The following is a 21212-nucleotide window of genomic DNA, read 5'->3' on the forward strand; positions in this document are numbered from 1 at the left end:
TTTCAATGAAGGATGCGGTAAACGGAAGCAATAATGTGTTTGACGGTGTTATCACCGCAAACAACACGAAGTTTTCTGTGATTTTTAAGCTTGCCGGGCGTCTGTTGTGGGGCATAGTGTAGTTCACAAGCGGTTGTTTAGGATGTTCATATGTCTGAGACTATGAAATCGAATTATTCGGTAATCCATTTTGGTATGGGAGCAAAGGGCTAGTATATGTTTAGAGTGATAGTGACTATAATTTTGATGGCGTTGGTTGTGTTTCCGGCGAAAGCCAATGATGTCATTTACCGTTTCGCAAAAATCATTGACGGAACGGGGTCAGTATTGGACGCACGTGACATTCTCATCAGTGACGGATTAATCAAACAGGTGGGAATGGGGGTAGATAAAACAGCACCGGATGCTTCCCTTGTGGATATGGGGTCATTGATTGCACTGCCGGGTTTGATCGATGCACATACCCATATCACATACGGTCTCGAAGGCGAAAGCCATGGAAATGCCTGGGCCGAACTAGGTCAGGTGCCTCTTTCAAAGCGATTGGTTGCTGGATATGAAAATGGCCTGAAAACACTAAATACAGGCGTTACCACGGTTCGTGATCTGAATGCGGGCGAAAATCTGGATTATTACCTCAGGGATTTGATCAATGCTGGCGCCCTTAAGGGTCCGCGCATATTCACGTCTGGCGCTGGCATCCATCCAGCGAATGAAGGGAACCGTGTAACCGAAGCCCGTGATCGCACCGCAGAAGTTCTGGCGTTGGCGAGCACGCGAGCACGTGAAGGCGCGGATTGGATCAAGTTTTTTGCGACAACAGGAAGCGCCTCTGATCTTACGAGCCGCCAGCAATATTTTGAGGATGATTTTAAAGCGGCTGTTTCGGTTGCAAAACAATTTGGCCTGCGGGTCACGGTTCATTCGTATGGGCCTGAAGCTGTCGAGGGGGCAATTAACGCAGGCGTAAACTCTATCGAGCATGCTGTTGATGTGCCTGACGCACTTTTAGAACGTATGGCGGAAACAGGTATCATTTATGTTCCGACCGTCGATCATAATCGGTATTACGCCGCGCACGCTGATGAATATGGCTACGGCGATGATATTCAGAAAAATCTGTATGATTTTGTTGCTCGCAATCTTGAAACGGTGAAGCGCGCGCATAAAAGAGGTGTGAAAATCGCTATGGGTTCTGACGCTGTTTTAAGCGGCTTCGGTGAAAATACATGTGAACTGAGGGCCTTTGTCGAGGCGGGTATGACAAATTCCGAAGCGATACAAACGGCTACCATCAACGGCGCAGCGTTGTTGGGTCAGGAAGATCGTTTAGGGCGCATTAAAGCAGGGTTTGTTGCGGATATTGTTGCGGTTGAGGCTGATCCGCTGGTTGATATTAATAATCTGATCAACGGTGTCCGCTGGGTATTGAAAGAAGGCAAAATTGTCGTTCCCCACAATAATCAGCAGCGCCAACAGCCCAATTGTGGAGCTTTGAAACACTGAAATCACCCTGGATAAAGGCTTTCTGTGTTTAGCAGGTAGCCACGAATTGTTGGGAGGGAAAAATGAAACTTTTTAAAGTGTTCGCGTTAATCACTTTGTCCATAACAGTATCATCGGTTGTTTATGCCGATGATCTGACGGCAATCGTTGGAGGGCGTATCATTGACGGCAACGGTGGCACTCCCATTAATGACGGCGTCATCCTAATCGAAGGGGACCGGATCAAAGCAGTTGGTAAGGATGGCGGTATTACCATCCCAGAAGGCACAAAAATTATTGATGCGGATGGCATGACAATAATGCCCGGGCTGATCGATGTTCATGTTCATTTCGATATTTTGGGCCACGCTGATTATAATCATTGGTTCGCAACATATGAGGACCGTATGCGAAGCGATATATTACCGTCTGCTGCAAAGGCAATGTTGAATGCAGGGGTAACCAGTGTTCGTGATCTCGGCGCGGATGTCAGTAATATTTTCTGGATACGTGACCAAATTAATAGCGGTCAAATGATCGGGCCGCGAACTTTCATCGCGGGGCCGTTCCTGAGGAAAACAGTAACCGCCTTTGTGTCTGAAACCTATAAGGATACATGGCCCATCGAAAGCCCTGAGGACGCACGCGAGAAGGTGCGTAAGCTTAAATCCATGGGGGTGGATGTTATTAAAACGCAGGATGAAGCCCTATCTGAAGCTGAGCTTGCTGCGATTTATGATGAAGCCCACAAGCAGGGTTTGCGTGTCGCATCGCATATCTACTCGGCTGACGGTATTAAAACCGCATTGAAGGCTGGGATGGGGCCATATGATACGATTGAACATATTGGTGATGGTGAAGCACCTGAATATGACAGTGAAATTCTGGACCTTATCCTTCAAAATCAAGTGGCGATGGCACCGACGATTATTGCCCTCGACGGGCTTGCGCAGATTATTGACAATCCTGAATTAACCGATGATCCGCGTTGGAAACGGGATCTACCAGCGGATATTTACGCGGATGTTCGAAGGTCATATCGTAATGCAGATTTAAGCGCTCATCCCCTTTACAAACGGGCAACTACCGATAGGCCTGGGCGTATGGCGAAGCTGCGCCAACTTGCGGATGCTGGTGCTGTTTTTGCTGTGTCGAGCGATAGCGGTACCCGCGGAAACCCACACCATGACGCCCTTTGGAAGGAAATGGTTCTACTGCAGGAAGCCACAGGAAAAACAAACATGGAAATCCTGATTGCTGCGACAAAAACAAACGCGATCATTCTTAATCAGTTAGAAAACCTTGGCACGTTGGAAACAGGCAAGTTTGCGGACATTATTCTGATCGATGGTGATCCCCTCGCATATCTATCCGATATGCGGCGAGTGCGCCACGTGATCAAAGGCGGCAAGGTAATTCGGTAAGATATGAAACTTAATGATATTCGATTGATCGAGGCAGAGGATATTGCCCGACTGAGCCCATTTCCCGCTTTGATAGAAGCGCTAGATGATAGTTTTAGAAACACGCCCACCGCACCCACAAGGGCGCACTATGCAATAAATGATCACGCGGGTAGCGAAGTAACTCTTTTGTCCATGACCGCATGGCAACAAGAGAGATATATCGGGCAAAAACTGGTTTCTGTGGTGTCTGCGAATGCGGCCAAAGGACTTGAAACAGTGTGCGGTATTTATGTTTTGCTAAGCGCAGAGACAGGTTTGCCTCTTGCTTTTCTGGATGCAGCGGAAATGACAGCGCGGCGTACGGCAGCAGCATCCGCCCTAGCGGCTAAATATTTAGTACCTGAGGACGCAGAGACCTTCCTGCTTGTGGGTACAGGAAAACTTGCCCCATATATGATTGAAGCGCATCTTGCTGCGCGCAGTTATAAAAAAATTCAGATATGGGGGCGATCAGAAGTGAAAGCGAATGCTGTAAAGCATGCACTTGCGCCAATCGGAATGGAGGTTGAAGTGGCCGATGATCTTGAGGCTGCATGCCGTGGGGCAGATGTTATTTCGTGTGTAACCACATCCACGGTTCCGATTGTAAAAGGCGATTGGTTGAAGAACGGCGTTCACCTTGACCTTGTCGGCGCGTTCAAGCCTAACATGCGTGAAACCGATGATGAAGCGATGGCCCGATCATCTATATTTGTCGATACATTTGAGGGAGCCTTGAAGGAGGGCGGTGATATCGTTCAGCCGCTTGACGCCGGGGCAATCACACGTGACCATATCAAGGCCGACCTTTCGATGCTTTCAAAAGGTGACCACAAAGGGCGCCATTTACGGGGTGAAAATACAGTTTTCAAATCAACCGGAACCGCTATCGAGGATTATGCATTGGCGGGGCTTGTATACGATCGGCTACTCGCTGGCGAACAATCATAAAATATGTCAAAGAAAACCCGACAATCAGGATTGTCGGGCCAAGTTCCTTCTTGGGATTATTGTTTAAGCAGCTTGGGGAAGAATTGTTGCAGACTGGGGTGAAACAAGTGTTTCATACTGCACCGATTGCACCGTCAGAATTTGACGCATTTTGTTGGCTGTGACCATGACAGTATGGTCATCCATATCGACAATATCCATTTCGATAACTTGCAAATCACTACTGCGGCGCAGAGAAATCATTTCCGGTGCTGAATCGCGAATAGTTAGAATCTCAAGGATACGCGGTAGGGTATTAACATCATATGCAGTTTGCAGGCTGAACCGTGTTCGTTTGTTTCCTTGTAAAACCATTTTAGCACCTTTTAAAGCTTGAGGTCATCAGTGTGTGAATAATGCCCGGTTTCTATATGGAAAGGGTCCCTAAATTGATTGTAATATTAAAAAAAATAAGATATTTTCTCAATTATATTGTATTTTAAGGAAAAATGTTCTGATGATTGATGAATTAGATGCTAAAATATTAAATAAACTGCAAAATAATGCGACAATGTCCTTGCAGGACTTGGGGGGTGAGCTAGCGTCTTCACGTTCAGCTGTTTGGCGGCGAATTCAACGTATGGAAGAACTGGGCATTATCAAACAGCATACTGTGCTCTTGGACCCTGAAAAAGTTGGTCTGGGCGTTATGGTGTTTGCTCAGGTGAAAATGCAGGCTCATGGTCAAAGTGATCTTCCAAATTTTATCGAGCAGGTTCAGCGTTTTCCGGAAGTCATAGAATGCCATACATTGATGGGTGATGTTGATTTCATACTGAAAATACGCGTCCCGGATATCCAAAGTTATGAAAAACTATTCTGGGATCACCTGTCGCGGATTGACGGGGTTCGCGAAATCAATTCGTCTATTGCTTTAACGGCGGTTAAGGACACCACTGTTCTGAATGTTCAGCCCGTGACGATGAAATGAATTAAAGCGGCATCAAATTAGCCATCTAAAAGTGCCATTTTACAAGCGCACTGATAGAGAACTGATCACTATCAAGCGTATCAGTACTTAAAACACCAAATTGGTTTTCCCAAATATCGCATTCAATCCCGATAAAAAATTTGCCCGGGCGTCCAATCTTTGTTCCCAAATCCCATTTGATCTGGGGAATAGCATGGAAATTAGGAGCGCGTGATCCAAAGCCCGGCGAATAATCCATAAAGCCGTCAATCAAGAATTTTTCCTGACCAATTTTGAAGGGATAAGCATAAACGATACTAAATTGAACATCATCAAAGCCATCACCGAGGCTGGTATCTTTTCTAGAAAAGGCTGTGAACCTGAAAATCCGAAAACCAGGAACACGTAAATCGGCAGATAGGCCGAGGGCAATACCCTCCAGGCCGCCACGTCCGCGCTCCCAGATGCCGCCGAGTGATAAATCGGAAACAAAGCTGGATTTTGGAAAACGTAAACCCATTGTTTTGCCCAAGCTCATACGTGCGAAGGCCTTGAAAAACCATGCCTGATCCAAAACCGGATTTGAATGCATGTCTATTTTGTCATAGAACGCAAACACATCGCCGAATGCCCATATGCTTTTGTGTTCAAAAGTTATGGCTGACAGATTATCGCCCGGCAATGCGAAGCCGGTTCCTGTCAAAAAGGCAATACTATTGTCCATTTTCAGGAGCAATTTCTGCCCGGACTGTCCTGTAGGCGGTTTTGTCGTCGTATTATCGCTGGCATGAATTGGCGAAAAGCTGATGAAAGCAATCACCCCGAAAACCAGTGCCCAAAGGCGCTTGTCAAACATTCAAAGTCTCCGTACGTGCGCGAGCACGATAGAATGTTCGACCCCCATCTGGTTGAACCTTCTGCAGGGTGATACTGATGGGAATTCGTTAAAATCTTCCTACCAAGTTATATTTCCAAAAGTCATCGCATTAGTATGTCAGGATGTTTTAGCTTGCTCATTCCAAGAGCAATAGGCTATAGCCACACTCAGATGGTTCTGCTGGGCATGCCCAGCAGCTAAGAGGGAACACGGTGAGGCTTTTCTTATAGCGCCAAATCCGTGACTGTACCCGCAACTGTAAGTGAGGAATGTTACCAGCATATATCCACTGGGACCAAAACCCCGGGAAGGATCTGGTAACATAGCGATCCACGAAGTCAGGAGACCTGCCATCATGTCGCCCATCTGATGGTCGGGTTTAACCATACAGAGCGGAATTCCGTGCCGGCGATATTTCGGATTGTGCACGGAGGGCGGCGTTATAAACCCAAACTCCACACAAAATATTATAACCAACCCAATTGGGTTCAGTGGAGTATTCCAAATGGCCAAACTTGCCAAGAGTTTGAAGATTAGAAACAGTTTAAAAATAGCACTTTTGACAAGTGTTGTTGGTGTTCCATCAGTTTTTGCTGATGATGATGTGGAAGAGATTGTGATCACGGCCAACCGCCGCGAGCAGCCGATTTCTGATGTTGGAAAAAGTATCAGTGTCCTCACAGAAGAAGCACTGGCGTTACAACAATTTAATTTTGTTGTAGATGCGCTCCAAACAGTCCCTGGTGTGTCAATTAACCAAAATGGTACTTTTGGTGGTTTGGCATCCGTGTCCATTCGCGGTAACGCGTCTGATCAGACAGTGATCTTGATTGATGGTGTTCAGGTTAACGATCCGTCAAGTTCAGGCGGTGGATTTAACTTTAGCACGATTGATCCTGTTTCTATTGAACGGATTGAGGTCGTACGCGGCCCGCAATCAGTATTGTATGGTTCTGACGCTATCGGTGGTGTTGTGAACATCATTACAAAATCAGGCGGCGAAGGATTTGGCGGCAGTGTCGTGGGTGAATATGGCTCTTTCTCAAGTTTCAGGACCGCAGCGAACGTATTTGGCGGCGATGAAAAACTAGGCTTTAATTTGGCCGGAAGTTACCTGAATACGGATGGTATCTCTGCGGCAGATAGCGCGGACGGTAATACAGAAGATGATGGTTTTGAAAACCTGACGCTTCGGGCACGTATTACATCCAAGTTTAATGACATATTCAGCGCTGAGATTACATCAAGTTATGTGGACAGCGAAAATGAGTTCGACAGTTTTGGCCTGCGTGCTGATGGAAATTTCGGCGTTGTAGACGGCGATGAGGTTGCGAATAGCGAAGAGTTTTTAATCGCAGGTCGAGCGTTCGCTGATTTTCTTGATGGTCGTTTCACGAATACATTTTCTATAGAATACTCACGCATTGATCGTCAGAATTTGGCAAACGGTGTGGAAAGTTTCGCCGCCGACGGCGAACGTTTCAATCTGGACTATATCGGGTCATTCCAGATAGATGATAACTGGTCGTTATCTGGTGGTGCGCAGCGCGAAGTCACGGACACAAGCGTTGATCCTGATGATGCGTCGATCAATAGTGTTTTTGGCCTTGTAGAATATAATGGATTGGACGGTCTTAACCTTACGGCAGGGATCAGGGTCGATGATACCGACCGGTTTGGTAGTGTAACATCAGCGCAGTTTAGCGGCAGTTACACATTTGAGGATACAGGCACGCGTATTATTGCAAGTTGGGGTGAAGGCTTTAAGGCGCCAACTATTTTCCAGCGAACATTTATCCTTACGGATTTTACAACGGGTGAAGTTATCGCTGGACCGAACGCGAACCTGCTCGCTGAAAGTTCTGAGGCCTTTGAAGTTGGTGTGGAACAATCCCTGTTTGATGATCAACTGAGAGCAAGCGTTACCTATTTTGATCAGGATGTAGATAACTTGATCGGGTTTTCCTTCACGGTTGGGTTCGACAATATCAGCGAAGCACGCTCGCGGGGTATCGAGTTTACATTGGATGGTAACCTCACGGACACGCTCAGTTTCACAACCAATTATACCTATGTTTCTGCGCGTGACGTAACAGATGACAGGCGTTTGGCACGACGCCCGCGCCATCAGGCGTTTGGTAATGTGCAGTGGCAGGTTACGGACAAGTTTCAAACCAATGTATCTGTCACTTACAATGGGTCTGAAATTAACAATATCAATAATCAAGCAGAATTGGTCGACGACTGGATCAGGGTTGATCTTCGCGCAAGTTACCAGTTAACAGAAAATCTGGAATTGTTTGGACGTATCGATAACTTATTTGACGAAGAGTACCAGCAGGTCCTAGATTTCGGTACGCCTGGTGCCTCTGTCTTTGGCGGGGTTCGCGCAACCTTTTAAGCGGTTCAATACCGGAAGGGTCAAGCATGCTGGATGACTTGACAAAGAAAAGAAAAAACAGGGCATTGATGCAAATGGTTGTCAGTGCCTTCTCGGCTGTTCTCACAAGCTTTCCCTTATTATCAGAAGATTTGAAGACAGTTTCCACGGATTATTGTGCCGACCAGTTTGTCTTGGCACTTGCCGACAAAAGCCAGATCAAGGCGGTGTCCAAGGAAGCTCTGGATGCCCATTCGTTTCACCGTGACCGCGCCCGATATGTTCCTACCTTTGGAGGAAGTGCCGAGGAAATTCTGATGCAGGAATCTGATACAGTTGTTTGGTCGTGGCGGGGTGGGGCTAATGTAAACAAATTGTTTGCACGTACCGGAACAACGGCAGTTCAGGTTGATTACGCACTTTCAGCCGATGACGTATTTCGGAATGTTTCTAAAATTGCTGGTGCCTTGGGTAAAGTCGCTGAAGGTGAGGTGATGATCACCGACTATAAAGCAAGATTATTAACCCTCAAAGGAATGCCGAAAACGAAGCTAAAGGCGGTTTATGTCACGCAAGGTGGTTTTACGGCAGGGCTTGGTACCTTTGTTGATAATGTGATCAAATTATCTGGGTTTGATACGGTAGCGGACGAGATGAAAATCAATAGCTGGCAACCAGTACCGTTGGAGGCATTGGTTCTTAATCCGCCTGATGTAATCATCGGAAGCTTTTTTGACTTAACAACATCGGCCAAATCGCAGTGGGGGTTAACGCGTCATCCGCTATTGAATAAAATGATGCAGGAAATTCCAACTATTCTGGTCCCAAGCAAATATTTGTCCTGTAACGGGTTTTTCTTTGTGGACGGTGCTGAATATATCCGCGAAGAAGCGTCAAAGCTTGGCTTGTTTCCACCTTACAGGGCGCCAAAACCTGAGCGCGATGATTGGGCGGGCCAATGATACAATTAATAATAGACGGCTTCAGGTTAAAACAGACGCATTTGCTTATTGTGTTGAGCATTGTTTTGATTGTAACTGGTTTGATTTCCGCAACCTTTGGTCAGGCACCATTATCATTTAGCCAGGTAATTGAAGGGCTAATGGGGCCGAGCGAAAGTGCGCTTTCGATCATCATCCGCGAGCTTAGGTTGCCACGTATTCTATTGGGGATGCTAGTAGGGGCAGCACTGGGGTTTTCGGGTGCAGCGCTTCAGGGCTTGCTTAGGAACCCGCTTGCGGAACCGGGCGTTATCGGCGTTACCGCGAGCGCAAGCTTGGGTGCTGTGATCGCTATCTATTTTGGCTTAACGGCTCTCACAAGCTTTGCAGTGCCAATATTTGCCATGCTCGGCGCATTTGCTGCGACGATGGTTGTCCTCTTGGTTGCGTCAAGGGACGCCAGTGTTCTTACGCTTATCCTGACGGGTATCGGCCTTTCTAGCCTTTCGACGGCGCTTATATCACTCGTGATGAATTTTGCGCCCAACCCTATGTCACTGCGGGACATGGTTTTGTGGATGCTTGGCTCATTAGAGAACCGAACAACCGATGATCTTTTTCTGGCTGCGCCCTTCATAATTCTGGGTTGGATATTGATGATCGGTGTCGGACAGGGGTTGAACGCACTTGCACTCGGCGAAGACGCCGCGACCTCGCTCGGCATTAATCTGAAACGCCTTCGCTGGCGCATCATCGCGGGTACAGCCCTGAGTGTGGGGGCAGCGGTTTCGGTGTGTGGTGGTATTGGCTTTGTTGGTCTTGTAGTCCCCCATATCGTCAGGTTTTTTGTGGGTAGCGAACCACGGCAGATATTATTACCCAGTGCGATTGCAGGCGCGGTTCTTTTGACGCTCGCTGATATTGTAACCCGCCTGCCATTTGGTGCTGGTCAACTTCAACTCGGGGTGGTGACTGCATTTATCGGCGCGCCTGTGTTTCTTGTGATTGTGTATAAAACGCGGGAGACGATGCGATGACAAAAAATCGTCAAAATCAAGGCTTGGCTTTGGATTCTGTCAGTGTTTCACTAGGCGGTAAGTCAATAATTGAAGATGTCAGCTTTGATGTGAAGCCGGGCGAGGTTGTTGGGCTTATTGGTGCAAACGGGGCTGGCAAAAGTACGGCAATTCGGGCCGCATTAAATCTTGTTAAGATCAAAAAGGGCACGGTTTCTGTAGGCGGTGTTGATGCAGCGTCTATGACGTTAAAGGACCGTGCGAAGCTGATGTCTTATGTGCCGCAGGGCACGCCCGTACACTGGCCGTTGATCGCTGAGCGTTTGGTCGCCCTTGGCCGCACCCCGCATCTTGGGCCGTGGGATGATGTTTCTGAAGCGGACCAGATGATTATCAAGAATGCGATGACCGCAACCGATACCTGGCACCTTCGGGACCGAATAGCGACAACCCTATCGGGCGGCGAGGTGGCGCGGTTAATGCTCGCTCGGACAATTGCTGTTGGTGCACCCTATATGCTTGCGGATGAGCCAACAGCCGCCCTTGACCCCTATCACCGGCTTCAGGTGATGGACATTATGCGCGAACATGCAGCAAAGGGCACCGGCATTCTGATTGTCCTTCACGATCTTAGTTTTGCCCAAAACTACTGTGATAAGCTGGTTCTTATGCATGAAGGCAGGGTTCTGGCGACAGGAGCTATCAAGGACGTGTTAAGCGATCAGAATTTAGAGGCGGCGTTTCAGGTTCGTGTCAGTCGCTGGCGCGACAAAGGCGTGGATTACCTGATGCCAAGCAAGCCGCTTTCCGGCGGAAAAGCTATCGGCGAGGAAGCATAAGCAATGCCGCGTCGCTTAATGCTTCAGGGGACGGGCTCTGATGTCGGGAAATCAGTTTTAACCGCAGGGTTATGCAGGGCTTTCAAGAAGCGCGGTATTAACGTCGCGCCGTTCAAACCACAAAATATGTCGAATAACGCGGCGGTCACCGAGGATGGCGGCGAGATCGGAAGGGCGCAGTGGTTACAGGCAAAGGCGGCTTGTATCGCGCCAAGTGTGCATATGAACCCTGTGCTTTTAAAACCCCAAAGTGATACGGGTGCGCAGGTTGTTGTGCAGGGTAGGGTGCATTCTACATCGGAAGCTGCCAGCTATCAGGCAAAGAAAAAATTTCTGCTGTCTAAAGTAATGGAAAGCTATGAAACTTTGTCAGAAACGGCTGATCTTATTTTTATTGAGGGGGCAGGTAGCCCCGCAGAAGTGAACCTGCGCGCGGGTGATATTGCCAATATGGGTTTTGCACTGGAAGCCGATGTGCCGGTGGCGCTGGTCGGTGATATCAACCGCGGGGGTGTAATAGCGTCAATTGTTGGAACATGGCATTTGCTCCCTGAAGTTGAACGGCAACAAATCAAGGGCTTTATCATCAACCAATTCAGGGGAGATATCAGCCTCTTTGACGGTGGTATTGATGTGATTAAGCGTGATACAAAATGGCGCCATTTCGGAACCGTACCGTTTTTGCGGTCAATTAAGGACTTACCGGCTGAGGATGCTGTTATTCTCGAAAATGATGACACGCGCGAGGATAATCAAATTAAGATTGCTGTGCCACTGTTGCCGCGTATTGCAAATTTTGATGACCTCGACCCCTTGATCGCAGAGGATGATGTCGCTGTCACGGTTATCAAACCCGGCCAGGTAATTCCGGCAGGGCAGGATTTGATTATCATTCCAGGCAGTAAATCGACCATCGCTGACCTTGAGTTTATGAAGCAGGAAGGTTGGGATATTGATATTAAGGCCCATGTTCGCCGCGGTGGAAGTGTGCTTGGCATATGCGGTGGCTATCAGATGCTAGGGTCCGTTGTGTCGGACCCCGATGGTATTGAAGGAAGGCAACGCGAAAGCATAGGCCTTAGTCTTTTGGATGTTGAAAGCGTAATAACGCGTCAAAAATCGGTTCAGGAAACCGAGGTTGACTTGCCAAACGAGGGCATGCAGGCACGTGGCTATGAAATACACTGCGGTGTGACGAATGTAGGCCCGAATGCACATACGTATATGACATCCCAAATCAACAAGGATGTGATTGGTGTTCAAAGCGCTGATGGTCGTATCATTGGCACCTATTTACATGGCCTTTTTGAGAATGGTGAATACCGAAAACGCTTTCTAAAGCGGTTCAGCACAAAAAACCGCGAGGCCATTAATTTTGATGTGAAGGTCGAAAAGGCCCTTGATAGTTTGGCAAGTTCGCTTGAAGACTATCTGGATCTTGATCAACTATGGGAAATAGCGGGTAAATGACGTCACCTATATTAGTGTTAGCTGCGATCGCTATTGATCGTATTGTCGGTGATCCGGCCTGGTTATATTCAAAAATCCCGCACCCTGTAAGCATTATGGCGAAGTTTCTCATGATGGGGGAAAAAGGGTTTAACAGGCCCGCCCTCACTCGTAAGCAACGCAAGCAGTTCGGTGGTTTTGTTTTTGGCCTCTATGTCCTTAGTTTTGTTGCCGTCGCCCTATTGATTGAGCATTTAGTGATGTATTTCCTGCCAGGGTTCATTGGCACTGTGATCGTGGCGCTGCTCGCTAGTAGCCTGATTGCTGTCACCAGTTTGCTGGAACACGTGCAACGTGTGCAAATGCCAATCATGCTGGATGATCTTGAAACAGCAAGAACTGAAGTCAGCAAAATTGTCGGCCGTGATACGTCTGAGTTGGATAAAAACGGCGTTATCCGGGCTGCAATTGAAAGCTTGGCCGAGAATTTCTCGGACGGTGTTGTTGCCCCTATTTTCTGGTTTGTGATTTTCGGGTTTCCCGGCCTCGTTTTTTATAAGGCTGTGAATACTGCTGACAGCTTGATTGGCCATGAAAATGATCGCTACAGGGATTTCGGATATTTCGCTGCAAAAACCGACGATGTGGTTAACTATATTCCAGCACGTCTTACAGGTCTTTTGTTGTCATTGGCAGCTCTTACAGACGGCATCGCTAAAATGCGAGCTGGTATCCGTATAATGCTAAGAGATGCGGACAAGCACGCATCGCCAAACGCCGGATGGCCGGAGGCCGCGATGGCTGGTATTTTAGATATCAAACTTGGCGGGCCAAGGCGCTATAAGGGTGAAGTGGTTGATGGCGCATGGTTCGGCGACGAACAAGAACGCGATACCATGATGGCAAGCGATATTACAAGAGGGTTAGATATTGTGGAGCGATCATGGTCTGTGATCCTGTTTGCCTTAATCATTATCATTTTTGTCTCAAACCTTCTGCTGGAAGGCGTTTTTATCTAAAACATAATGCTTATCGTGCACGATAAGGTATCAATCGCCGAAAATACTATTGGAAACATAATATGACTGACACAACAAAACCAGAAATCAGCCCAGAGGAAGCGGAAGCCCACAAAGCCGAAATGAAAGCACAACAGGAAGAGCACCGCGCTAAAATGCGCGAAAAAGAAAAGGCAGACCGTGGTCTTTTGCTCGTGAACACCGGCGACGGTAAGGGCAAGTCAACAGCCGCCTTTGGAACGGTTATCCGCGCACTTGGTTGGGGCTGGAAGGTTGGTATTGTTCAGTATATCAAAGGCACGTGGAAAACGGGCGAGAAAGAATTTTTCAAACGCTTTGATGACCTTGTGACCATGAAGGCAATGGGCGATGGCTTTACGTGGGATACGCAGGATAAAGAGCAAGACATCAAATCCGCGCGTAAGGCATGGGAAGAAAGCAAGACCATGATGTCGAGCGGTGAATATGGTCTTGTGGTCTTGGACGAGCTAAATATCGTGCTGCGTAATCACTATCTGAGTGTTGATGAGGTGCTCGAGGGGTTGGCCACCCGCCATGTGGATACCGATGTGATCGTGACCGGGCGAACCGCACCGCAGGAATTAATGGATGCAGCCGATCTGGTCACCGAGATGACTATGATCAAACACCCGTTTGAAGCCGGAATTCAAGCAAAGCCCGGAATTGATTATTAAATCGTAATTTCGGTTTAGCGCTCGATAATAAACTCATCAAACGGTAATCGGTCCTGCCATCCTGCCTTGACAAGTTCGGGGGTCAGCGTTTGTTCCTGCGGGTATCCAATGCATAAGTGTCCGATAAATTTGTATGTGGGGTCAACTTCCATCAGTTCTGCCATCGCGTCTGGTGGCAGGATACTGACCCATCCCATCCCGATACCGTGGGCGCGCAGCAAAATCCAAAGCGTGTGGATGGCGCCAACAACCGAATAGGCTTTGGTTTCGGGCATGGTGCGGCTACCAAGGCCGCGACCTACGTTCGTATGAATATCGGCAAACACACTCAGTTGGATTGGCGCTTCCTTAAGGCCCGCGAGTTTGAGCGTCGCGTATAGTTTTGCACTGTCGCCAGCGAAATCACTAAGGGCTTCAGCGTTAGTGGCTTCAAACAATTCGGTTAATTTCTGAAGACGATTTTGATCATCAACCAGCACAAACCGCCATGGCTGTGAGTTGCCGACGGAAGGACCGATCGATACAGTTTTCAAGCAATCAAGAACGATATCCCGGTCCACAGGGTCGGTTTTAAAATGCCGTACATCCCGCCGCCATGCCAACAGGTCGTTTAGGGTTTCACGGAACGGCGCATCAAAAGTGGGTGTGGACATTTTATACCTGTTGTTTGCGTCTGGTTATCAGTCTCTGGGTTGGCACATGATATTCAGGTGTTTTGACTCACTAACCGCCAGGCACCACCCCTTCGTTCCCCAGTTGTATGCTGCATATGACTGAGCGACAAGGTATTTATCCCCAGCGATATGGCAGTATCTGGTGAAAGGCTGAGCGCGTTACCGATGAAAGCGCGAATGACACCCGCGTGGCTTACGATCACCCGTGGGCGATTGTCTGTTAACCCAACTGTGTCCTCCATAAAGGCTGCTGTACGCTTCCAGATATCAAGAAAGCTTTCCCCACCATCGGGTATGGTTTCTGCGCTCAGCCACGCCCAATTGTGTCCTTTTAGGTGTTTGATTTTTGCCCATAATTTTTCAGGTGTCAGGCCAAACCAGTTACCGAAATCCTGCTCTGTCAGGCGATTGTCGATTTTAATTGATGGTTTCCCGAGCAATTCAGCAAGGGCATTTGCTGTCATTTGCGTGCGCTTTAAGGGGCTTGTGAACCAAACGGCATTGGTCGGAAGCCTTGTTGAGACAGCTTTGAATTTATCCGTGTTGCTCAGGTCTGCGGGCTCGTCCGCAGACGCATAGATACCTGACTTGCTACCCGCGACAGGTGCATGACGAATAAGGTAATAATCGGTGATGACGGGATCAGTCATGCGAAATTATGGTACGCAATTAGAATGGCGATCATAATAGTGGCTTCGCTCACTTGCTGAATGCTTCCTAAAATATCACCTGTATAACCATCAACAGCCTTCATTGCGATACGCGATACAATAATCAGGCCAAGGAAGGATGCCGTCAGTACCAACACAATGCTTACTGGAAGCCACATTCCCAACAATATCAAGGGAAAACACCCGAGAATGAGTGATGCAATCATGGCTGCTTGCGGTGGTTCGCCCGCAACAGTGCCCAGCCCTTTTTCACGGGCCGGTGGCAGGAAGAATAGCGCCAGCACGATCATGGAGCGGCTCAAGGGGGCAGCGACAACAAGTGCAACAATAGCAACAATATATGATAAATCTGCCAGTATTTCAGCGCGAATTAAAATTGATAGGATAAGGGCAACAGCGCCGTATGTGCCAACGCGGCTATCGCGCATGATCTCTAGCTTGCGATCTTTAGTCATGCCGCCGCCGATGCCATCTGCCATATCTGCGAGGCCGTCTTCATGAAAAGCACCTGTTGTGAATACCATCGCGAGGATTGCGATGAGAGCAGCGAGCAAAGGCGATAGATTGAGCTGTGAAATAACAGCATATACTGAAGCACCGATGAGCGCGATGATTAGCCCAACTATTGGATAGGCCCAAGTGCTGCGGCTTAGGTTCGGCGGACGTTCTGATATTTTTCGCCATGGCACAGGGATGCGGGTCAATAACATCATGGCGGCTGCGATATCTTCCACGATTATGTAGGGATTGAAGCCACTATTATCTTGGTTTTCACTTTCATTCTCTGAGGCGCCTTCAGGTTTTTGATCTTTAAGCAGAAGGTTTTCCTCTGGCATCGTCAGGCGGTTTTCGCCCAATCCTTCGGGTGTTTCTTTCGCTGCCGGACCTGCTGGCACGTCTTCACTTGTGGCGGTAGGTTCTTGGACTGTTCCTGTGCTTGGCTCTGTGGGCTCAGTAGCAGGCTTTGCGGTACCGAAACTACCTGCTTTTAATTTGGTGGTACTTGATGGGGTAATTGGTTTTTTACTGGGTTGTTCAGGTGTTTTTGATGCCTGAGTTTTGCCGCTTTTTGCGCTTGCAGGCTTCTTGGCCGCTGAGGCCTTTTGAGGAGTTGTTTTTTTGACAGAGGTTGCTTTTTTTGTAGTGGTTTTTGCCGGAGCTTTTTTGGGCGCAGCCTTTTTTGTAGCCGCCTTTGTAGGCGTCGTTCTGGCCGCAGGTTTTGCTTTCGGCTTCTCAGCTTCAGTTGTTTTCTTGTCTTCAGTCATGACTGTGTCCCCATCATCACATATTAGGTTTTGGTGCTTACCTCCGCACCGTCAAATGTTGCCATTCCATTGAATGTCGCGATTGCTGCGCGCACAATTGAAAAGGCTGTGGCTGCGCCGCTTGCTTCCCCAAGGCGCATATCAAGATTAAGAATTGGGTTTTTACCAATGGCACTACATAGTTTTTGGTGCCCGTGCTCTGCGGATAAATGCGAGACCATACAGTGATCCAGTGCTGTAGGGCTTGATTTTATAAGTGTGGCGGCGGCGCTCGTTGCGATAAAACCATCCAGAATAACGGGAATATTTTCCAGCCGCGCCCTGACCGTGGCACCCGCAATAGCGGCCAGTTCACGCCCACCCAACTTTTGGATCAGATCAAAACTGGTCTCGATGGTGCGTGAATGTAAATCAACTGCCGACTGAACAACGTCGGATTTGCGGGCGAGCACATCGCTAGAAATGCCTGTTCCAGACCCTACCCAATCAGGTGCATCACCGCCAAAGGCTGCGAGGCATAGGGCGGCGGCAACTGTTGTGTTACCAATCCCCATTTCGCCGAGGAGCAACAGATCACTTGTCGTATCAACAGCATCAAATCCGCCCATGAAGGCATGCATGCATTCTTCTGCGCTCATGGCTTCAGTTTCGCTGATATCTCCAGTTGCCGTATCAAGGTCAATGGGAACCACATCAAGCTTGATATCCGATAGCGTACACAGTTGATTAATGGCGGCGCCGCCAGCTTTAAAATTCGCAACCATTTGCGCGGTAACGTTTGAAGGGTAGGCGGAAACGCCCTGGTTTGTAACGCCGTGGTTTCCAGCAAACACTATGCACTGCGGCTTATTAATTGTCGGTGTTGTCTTGCGCTGCCAGCCAGCAAGCCACAATGTGATATCCTCCAACCGCCCGAGCGACCCTTGCGGTTTGGTAAGCGTATCCTGCCGCGCTTGAACAGCAGCCACAGCCTCAGTGTCAAGAGTTGGTAAATTGCCCAATATGCGCAGAAAATCGGCTTGGCTTTTGAGGCTATATTGGCTCATGGGGCAGAGCCCGAGGTCAATATTGTATGGGGCAGACCACCAGTGAGCTCACCGCCTTGTTTTAGGGTAATAGGAAGCCCGGATACACAGAAATGCACAGTATCAACAATACCCGCAATGCGTTGATTGACCCGTCCGGCATGGTCGCGGAAATCACGCGCCATTTTATTCATCGGTACAATTCCAAGGCCAACCTCGTTCGCGATGAAAATCAAGTCTCCTTTCGCGGACGTAATAGCGGTTTCAAGATCATTGATCATGGTTTCAATATCTAATTCGCGTTCCATCAGGTTTGAAACCCACAAGGTCAAACAGTCAATCAGTATGGTGGTGGATGCCGAACTGTTTTCACTGATAACACGCGCGATATCTGTTGTTTCTTCGATCAGTTTCCAGTTTTGTCCGCGGCGTTCACGGTGATGTTGGATGCGGTCCTCCATTTCACTGTCGCGGGCTTCGGCGGTTGCCAGATAGATACAAGCATGCCCATTCGCCAGAGCGAGTTTTTCACCAAGGGCGCTTTTGCCTGATCGTGCGCCACCAAGGATTAGCGTGCTTGTCATACCTACCTGTATTTATAATTTACATTTGTCTGGATCATACGGGACTGCTAGATTTGCCGCAACTATAGTTAAACTTTTACTTTTTTCTGTCAGAATGGACCCAAATTTGTTCACGCTTCTGGAAATTCTGGACCTTGCAGGTGTTTTTGTTTTTGCAATCTCTGGTGCGCTTGCAGGTGTCAGGCGGGGAATGGATATTTTTGGTGTTTCAGTTCTTGCCTTAATGCCTGCTGTGGGCGGAGGAACCCTCAGGGATCTTATTTTAGATCAGCCTGTTTTCTGGATTGAGGGAACAAGCGCTATCTGGATGGCATTGTTCGCGGCCGTGATCACCTTTTTCTTTTCTCGGCATTTGGAAAGTCGGTTAAAATGGCTGGGGTGGGCGGATGCTGTTGGCATGGCGCTCTTCTGTGTGGTGGGGGCTGAAAAGGCCTATATGGTAACTGGAAGCCCGCTTGTTTCTATCATGATGGGGGTCGCAACTGCGGTCGCTGGTGGGATTGTGCGCGATGTGATCTGCAATGAAATTCCGTTTGTCTTTAAAGAAGAAATCTATGCGACGGCTGCGTTCGTAGGTGCCGGGCTATATGTATTGATGATAGCAAATGGGATCGATCCAGTGCTTACGCTTTGGGTCTGCGTGTTTGTGGCTTTTATTATCCGCGCTGCCGCGATCATCACCGGGCTTTCCTTGCCGCAGGCCAAACCAAACCGCTAGCAACCATGCGCGATATTACGAAAAAGTGTTTTCGGATTTCTTGTTTTTCGCTCGTCAATTCCCTTAAGTAGCCGCGATGGGGATTGCTGGCGCAGATAAAATGCGCCTGAAACAGGGTAAATGGGGTCAAGGGTATGATTTTGAGAAATAACATTTCCATGAAGGCAATCTGTGTTGTAATTGCAATCGCGGTCACAGGATTTGCATCGGTAACTGCTCGGGCGGTTGCCCCGCAGGAAGTTACGGTTCCAGCAACAATTTCAGAAGATTTCCATTCGGATATTATCGGCCGCGACTATAAACTGTCTGTATCATTGCCCGACGGTTTTGCGGCAAACGGGGATAAGCAATATCCAGTACTTTATATCCTCGATGGCAACATGTATTTCGCAACAGCGGTGCAGAGCTACCGTGTGCAGCGCCTCGGTAATGATGTGCCGGAGATGATTATTGTTGGTGTTGAATATCCAACCCGCAGAACAGATGAATGGCTTGTGCGCCGCGCGGGTGAATTAACCCCGACCCAGCGCAAAGATTTCGACGAAGGTTATTCGAAGCAATATAATATCCCGTCCACGTCCGGCGAGGCCGCAACCTTCCTGAAGGTTATGAAGGATGAAATCGTGCCGTTCATTGCAAAGAAATACCGCGCTTCCGACGACCGGGCGCTTTTTGGGCATTCGCTTGGTGGTTTGTTTGCAACATATAGCTTGCTTCAAGAAAATCGCCTCTTTAACCGCTATATCATCAGTAGCCCATCTTTGTGGTGGGACGATGAAGTTGCCTTCAAGCAAGAGGCGAAATTCTATGAAACCAACAAAGCGATACATGCAAAGGTGATGCTGTCGGTTGGTGCACTCGAGGGTCAGCAAATGGTGCCACCCATGCAGCGCATGAGTGATATCCTGAATGCACGCGGCTATGAGGGATTAAGTCTGGTTTCACACATTTTCCCAAATGAAACCCACTTGTCTGTACAGCCCGGAACCCTAAGCCGTGGCTTGCGGACAGTGTTTGAAACTGAGTAACCACTCAAACAAAAAGCCCGGAATATAACCGGGCTTTTCATTGTCTTAGTTGTCTTGGTTGCTTCTAGAACTTGAGGATATGACCATCTTTTGGGTCAACCTTGCCCGATAGGATGATCTGATAGACATCGTTCATTGCGTCCAAGCCCTTATGTTCGATGATGTTGGTCCAACCGCTGGCTTGCGTGATGAATTTCATCCATGCGCCGCCCACACGGGCTTGGAGGCCGTCGGGCCCCCATTCCTTGGTGCGTTTCTGGCCTTGGGCTGGTGCGAAAAACAGGGTTGGTTTCGCGCCCGGAAGGTCGCCAGCGCCAGCCTGTGCGTCCCAATGTGATGCGCCAACCGAGCAACTATATTTCAGATTGTCATTGATATGATAATGCAGTTTTTCGCGTAACTCGCCGTTTCCTGCCATATCAACAAAGACGGCTGGTTCGGATGCATCAATTGATGTTAGCTCATCATAAGTGACAACCTGATGATAACAATTCATGCTTTTAGTAAACTCTACATTACCCGGTGAGGTAAGGCCAATGACTTCGATGCCATCGCGTTCATAAAGCAGGAACGCTAGGCCATAAGCGGTTTTACTGGACGCGCTTGAAAGGATAATCCGCTTCGCACCAAAAAAGTCATTATCAAAGAGAAAGTCATCGATCAAAAAGGATGTCATAAACAGGGGGCGAAACAGCATTTGAAGGGCTTCACCCTCTGGGCTGTATCCGGGATCATTTGCCGAGCGTACATAATGGTTATAAATTGGGCTGAGGTGCGATCGGTGTTCGGCTACATCCATAAAACCTGCTGGTGAGGATTTACCAGCTTTCACTTTCAAATGCGAAGACATTGGATAGTAACCATAAAAGCGTTCACCCACCTTCACATCCTCAGAGTTGGATGCAACAACGTCAGCAAAGCCCCAAACCGGCACGCTGCCAAAGCCATCATGGGCCGGGAAGAAATCCCAATATTGCATGCGGTCACCAAAGGCTGCATAGGTGATATTGTTGGCAGTCAGAGCAAAATGATCAACTTTCATGATCACTTCGTCAGTACCTAAGGTGCTATCAATATTTGTATCTTTTTGCTCGGTTTTAAAAAGATCAGTGCGATCGATGTAAAGGCCACTGGTGGCATAACTGGTCATTATATTTCCCTCTCTCGCATATTAAATGCTGTTAGTCTCATCAGATATTAA

Annotated in this window: 21 protein-coding genes and 1 riboswitch; of the genes, 13 read left to right on the forward strand and 8 right to left on the reverse strand. The window is 48.3% G+C overall.

Annotated features, from left to right (window positions below; genetic code table 11):
- Positions 1–216: 216 nt before the first annotated feature.
- The 3 genes from KFF44_RS03245 to KFF44_RS03255 all read left to right on the forward strand — a co-directional run bounded on the left by KFF44_RS03245 (position 217) and on the right by KFF44_RS03255 (position 3881).
- Positions 217–1506 carry an amidohydrolase family protein gene (locus KFF44_RS03245; protein WP_255937184.1) on the forward strand — a complete coding sequence of 430 codons (1290 nt, stop codon included), beginning with the start codon at positions 217–219 and terminating at the stop codon, positions 1504–1506.
- Positions 1507–1568: 62 nt separating this feature from the next.
- The gene (locus tag KFF44_RS03250) at positions 1569–2909 is read left to right on the forward strand and encodes an amidohydrolase family protein (RefSeq protein WP_255937195.1); all 1341 of its coding nucleotides are present in this window, start codon (positions 1569–1571) and stop codon (positions 2907–2909) included.
- Between the two features lie 3 nt (positions 2910–2912).
- Positions 2913–3881 (forward strand): ornithine cyclodeaminase family protein, encoded by a 969-nt coding sequence (locus tag KFF44_RS03255; protein ID WP_255937197.1) that lies wholly within the window; start codon positions 2913–2915, stop codon positions 3879–3881.
- A 63-nt stretch (positions 3882–3944) separates the two neighbouring features.
- On the opposite strand, the gene KFF44_RS03260 is transcribed toward KFF44_RS03255, so the two are convergent.
- A complete protein-coding gene (locus KFF44_RS03260) occupies positions 3945–4235 on the reverse strand; it encodes a hypothetical protein (RefSeq protein ID WP_255937199.1) in 291 nt (96 codons plus the stop codon).
- Positions 4236–4377: 142 nt separating this feature from the next.
- On the opposite strand from KFF44_RS03260, the gene KFF44_RS03265 reads away from it, so the two are divergent.
- The gene (locus KFF44_RS03265) at positions 4378–4851 is read left to right on the forward strand and encodes an Lrp/AsnC family transcriptional regulator (RefSeq protein ID WP_255937202.1); all 474 of its coding nucleotides are present in this window, start codon (positions 4378–4380) and stop codon (positions 4849–4851) included.
- 25 nt (positions 4852–4876) lie between these two features.
- On the opposite strand, the gene KFF44_RS03270 is transcribed toward KFF44_RS03265, so the two are convergent.
- Complete coding sequence (locus KFF44_RS03270) at positions 4877–5686, reverse strand: hypothetical protein (RefSeq protein WP_255937204.1); 810 nt, start codon at positions 5684–5686, stop codon at positions 4877–4879.
- Between the two features lie 176 nt (positions 5687–5862).
- Positions 5863–6077: riboswitch (cobalamin riboswitch) on the forward strand.
- A 135-nt stretch (positions 6078–6212) separates the two neighbouring features.
- Between KFF44_RS03270 and KFF44_RS03275 the strand changes: the two genes are divergently transcribed.
- The 7 genes from KFF44_RS03275 to cobO all read left to right on the forward strand — a co-directional run bounded on the left by KFF44_RS03275 (position 6213) and on the right by cobO (position 14046).
- Positions 6213–8108: a TonB-dependent siderophore receptor gene (locus tag KFF44_RS03275; RefSeq protein ID WP_255937207.1), complete on the forward strand. Its 1896-nt coding sequence runs from the start codon at positions 6213–6215 to the stop codon at positions 8106–8108.
- A 26-nt stretch (positions 8109–8134) separates the two neighbouring features.
- Complete coding sequence (locus KFF44_RS03280; RefSeq protein ID WP_255937209.1) at positions 8135–9049, forward strand: ABC transporter substrate-binding protein; 915 nt, start codon at positions 8135–8137, stop codon at positions 9047–9049.
- A complete protein-coding gene (locus KFF44_RS03285) occupies positions 9046–10065 on the forward strand; it encodes an iron ABC transporter permease (protein ID WP_255937211.1) in 1020 nt (339 codons plus the stop codon). Before KFF44_RS03280 ends, KFF44_RS03285 begins: the two co-directional genes overlap by 4 nt.
- Positions 10062–10883, forward strand: coding sequence for an ABC transporter ATP-binding protein (locus KFF44_RS03290; protein WP_255937212.1), 822 nt, complete (start codon positions 10062–10064; stop codon positions 10881–10883). The genes KFF44_RS03285 and KFF44_RS03290 overlap by 4 nt, the downstream gene beginning before the upstream one ends.
- Before the next feature lie 3 nt (positions 10884–10886).
- A complete protein-coding gene (locus KFF44_RS03295) occupies positions 10887–12353 on the forward strand; it encodes a cobyric acid synthase (RefSeq protein WP_255937213.1) in 1467 nt (488 codons plus the stop codon).
- Positions 12350–13351: an adenosylcobinamide-phosphate synthase CbiB gene (gene cbiB, locus KFF44_RS03300; RefSeq protein WP_255937214.1), complete on the forward strand. Its 1002-nt coding sequence runs from the start codon at positions 12350–12352 to the stop codon at positions 13349–13351. Before KFF44_RS03295 ends, cbiB begins: the two co-directional genes overlap by 4 nt.
- A 62-nt stretch (positions 13352–13413) precedes the next feature.
- On the forward strand, positions 13414–14046 hold the full coding sequence (cobO, locus tag KFF44_RS03305) for a cob(I)yrinic acid a,c-diamide adenosyltransferase (protein ID WP_255937216.1): 633 nt from the start codon (positions 13414–13416) through the stop codon (positions 14044–14046).
- Positions 14047–14060: 14 nt separating this feature from the next.
- On the opposite strand, the gene bluB is transcribed toward cobO, so the two are convergent.
- From bluB to cobU, 5 genes are read right to left on the reverse strand one after another with little or no spacing between them, the layout of a single operon-like run.
- Entirely contained in the window at positions 14061–14699 is a 639-nt protein-coding gene (bluB, locus tag KFF44_RS03310; protein WP_255937221.1) for a 5,6-dimethylbenzimidazole synthase, read from the reverse strand.
- Positions 14700–14752: 53 nt separating this feature from the next.
- On the reverse strand, positions 14753–15370 hold the full coding sequence (locus KFF44_RS03315) for a histidine phosphatase family protein (protein ID WP_255937222.1): 618 nt from the start codon (positions 15368–15370) through the stop codon (positions 14753–14755).
- Entirely contained in the window at positions 15367–16656 is a 1290-nt protein-coding gene (gene cobS, locus KFF44_RS03320; protein WP_255937223.1) for an adenosylcobinamide-GDP ribazoletransferase, read from the reverse strand. Before cobS ends, KFF44_RS03315 begins: the two co-directional genes overlap by 4 nt.
- A 23-nt stretch (positions 16657–16679) precedes the next feature.
- Positions 16680–17702, reverse strand: a complete 1023-nt coding sequence (cobT, locus tag KFF44_RS03325) for a nicotinate-nucleotide--dimethylbenzimidazole phosphoribosyltransferase (RefSeq protein WP_255937224.1) — start codon at positions 17700–17702, stop codon at positions 16680–16682.
- The gene (gene cobU / locus KFF44_RS03330; RefSeq protein WP_255937225.1) at positions 17699–18265 is read right to left on the reverse strand and encodes a bifunctional adenosylcobinamide kinase/adenosylcobinamide-phosphate guanylyltransferase; all 567 of its coding nucleotides are present in this window, start codon (positions 18263–18265) and stop codon (positions 17699–17701) included. Before cobU ends, cobT begins: the two co-directional genes overlap by 4 nt.
- 106 nt (positions 18266–18371) lie before the next feature.
- On the opposite strand from cobU, the gene KFF44_RS03335 reads away from it, so the two are divergent.
- Together KFF44_RS03335 and KFF44_RS03340 are read left to right on the forward strand one after the other, a co-directional pair.
- On the forward strand, positions 18372–18983 hold the full coding sequence (locus KFF44_RS03335; RefSeq protein ID WP_255937226.1) for a trimeric intracellular cation channel family protein: 612 nt from the start codon (positions 18372–18374) through the stop codon (positions 18981–18983).
- A 134-nt stretch (positions 18984–19117) separates the two neighbouring features.
- Entirely contained in the window at positions 19118–20011 is an 894-nt protein-coding gene (locus KFF44_RS03340) for an alpha/beta hydrolase (protein ID WP_255937227.1), read from the forward strand.
- Positions 20012–20075: 64 nt separating this feature from the next.
- Here the strand turns inward: KFF44_RS03340 and KFF44_RS03345 are convergent, their stop codons facing one another.
- Positions 20076–21161: a DUF2855 family protein gene (locus tag KFF44_RS03345; protein WP_255937228.1), complete on the reverse strand. Its 1086-nt coding sequence runs from the start codon at positions 21159–21161 to the stop codon at positions 20076–20078.
- Positions 21162–21212 lie beyond the last annotated feature (51 nt).

It is taken from the genome of Kordiimonas sp. SCSIO 12610, from assembly GCF_024398015.1.
In the GTDB taxonomy this organism is placed as follows: domain Bacteria; phylum Pseudomonadota; class Alphaproteobacteria; order Sphingomonadales; family Kordiimonadaceae; genus CANLMI01.